General features: G+C 46.5%; 1 protein-coding gene. It reads right to left on the bottom strand.

Translation table 11 applies throughout. The features are described 5' to 3' along the window. Positions 1–2,511 (bottom strand): glycosyl hydrolase family 95 catalytic domain-containing protein (locus tag AC1DUA_RS33380; protein ID WP_477503825.1); only part of this gene is annotated, 2,511 nt, incomplete at its 3' end. Positions 2,512–2,558 lie beyond the last annotated feature (47 nt).

Here is a 2,558-nt window from a genome sequence, read left to right as displayed (position 1 = left end):
GAATGAAGCTGCGCCACTTCCAAAATCAACATTGTTATAGACGGTATAGTCATTATTGTCAATCGATGTTAGATCATATCCCGTGCCTTTGTCAGAGGCGCTCTCAAGCTGGACGCCTGATTGGCTGTCGTAGTTCTCTGCTTCAATTTGATTGAATGCTGTTTGTGTATTTCCACGCACGAATGTAATCCGCGAATCCGCAAACGGATTCAGAAGTTGATTGCCGTACCGGATCACAGGAACTGTACCGCTCGGGGAATCGATTTGAGCGGATACAAGCTGCCCGTTTGCCCATTTGATGCTGAGTTCGTACCCGCCTCTCGCTTTCACGCCTGTAATTTCGCCACTCGTCCAGGCTGTAGGCAGCGAAGGGAGAAGTTCAATTTCACCAGTGTGGCTTTGCACAAACAATTCTGGATAATACGCGCTCCTCGGTGGATATTCGTGCTTCGTTGCACCTGTTGGATAAACATCTGCAAGCGTGACCGCTTTATTCCCATCGTTAAGGCGCGCCCACATGAAAGCAGGATCAGGAAGATATCCGCCCGATCCACGCATGGTTAGCGACACCTTAGCTGCTTGAAATAAATCAGGCGTGCCTCTCTTCGTGATTTGGTCAAGAAAACCGACGCCAATGAGTTGAGAAGCATGACGATGACTTGGATCTACGTTCGGATAGTCATTATTCCATTCCTTTAATTGACCGCTATTTCCAATTTGATAAGGCAGCAACTTCGGTAACGCCATTCGAATGCGATTTAACAAATCAACATCCGCAGGAGAATCTGCTTCCAATATACCTCCCGCTTCCAGCACATTTTCAAACAACTCTCGAATTAACGTCATATCGATCGTCGAACCTTGGCTGACTGCAATGGCTTTTCCATCCGACAATACATACTTCGTCTCGGGAGAAGTGGAAGGCGATGTCACGAGATAGCCGTCCTTATTGGTAACGAGATAATCCAATGCAAATTCTGCAGAACCCTTCATAAGAGAGAAAGCCTTATCCCGAAGAAAGGTCTTGTCTTTCGTGAACCGATAATGATCATACATATTATACATGAGCCACATGCCRCCMGTTGGSYARATCGCCCATTCATTATCATTKGCRCCAAGCGCWGTTTTTGCCCATACATCGGATGCATGAGGYACCACCCACCCRTCRAAGCCGAAATCGGATTGTGCGGTTTTTKCYCCGTTKACAGCTAAATTTTTAATATACTTCCAGAGAGGATCGCCATTTTCAGATAGATTCCCCGTCTGAATTAACTCATAAGCTCTTTCTAAGCTCTCATTAAACCAATGCGCCCCGCTAAATTGAGGTTTCCAAGCGTAATGCCACATCCCATTCCCGTTTTGAGGACGGTCGTATGTGTTCGCCCTGGAAGCAGCAATTGAAACATAACGGGCGTACTGGTAGGAAAGCGTATAAGGTCTCGAAGCGCCTGAATTGCCGTTAACTTCCGTCCATAACCTGCGAAACAAGCTCCGATAGTCATTCTGGTGGGCACTTAGGAGCTGACTATAGGTTTTGGCAAACGCCGTGTTCATAATCCCCGTTACAATTGGAGCAGGATGTATGCCGCCTTGGCTTGGATTCGGATTGGTAAACGGATCCTTGTAACTTGTCACATCGGCATACAGAAGTTCGATGACTGTAGCACCTGAGATGTTCAAATTCCCTCCGACTGCTGTTATCGTTCCTCCTGTCGTTCTGGCGCGAAGGCGAGCATCATACGTCATGCCTCTCCCATTCTCCCACTGACTTACATAGTCATCGTAAGGAGCTGTGCCTGTCATCTGGATCTCATTACCCGAAGAAGATACCGTTCCGTGAGTATTCATCTCTGCCGGCAGCATCATCTTGGCCGTCATACTCATCGGTTGGACCCCGTCATTGGTCATTCGTATGACCATAATGCGGTCCGGGTAACTTGCAAATACTTCACGCGTATACGTTATGTTTCCCACTTTATACTTCGTTGTTACGATTGCCTTATCCAGATGAAGCTCTCGATTATAATCGGTATATCCTGCCGTGTTTGGGACATCCAGCGCAATTTTTCCAATTGGCTGAAAATTAGCATAATAGGTGGGAATTGGCCCCCACATCCCTTTTGCTGCCGTCTCAGCTAACTTCAATTTTTCCTCGCGATACGTGACTGACGTTGCCGTATCCGCTTCTGCAAGTAGGCTTCTTGCATTATTCAGAGCTGTTTTGCGACTTGGATTATAATTTTTGAAAGGTTCGCCGGAATGAAACGTTTTGTCGCTAAGTTGAAGAATTTCGGTAGCAACGCCTCCTGACACTTTCGCGCCGAAGTAACCATTCCCGACAGGTGTTCCAGTGAAATCTGTCCCGCTTGTCGGCGTTGTCCAATTGAATTTCAAATCATCCCAATTGCCTGTTTTAAGAGCAGGCAGTGCTGTACTACCTACATTTGCATAAGCTTGATTCGATGCTACAACTGATATCAAGCTTGTTACTAGAAGAGAACTAACCTTCATGCTTATGAAACCTGCTTTTAGTCATGCTTATGAAACCTGCTTTTAGT

The organism is Paenibacillus sp. 01T422, from assembly GCF_056398785.1.
This window is presented reverse-complemented; position numbering and strand designations above follow the sequence as displayed.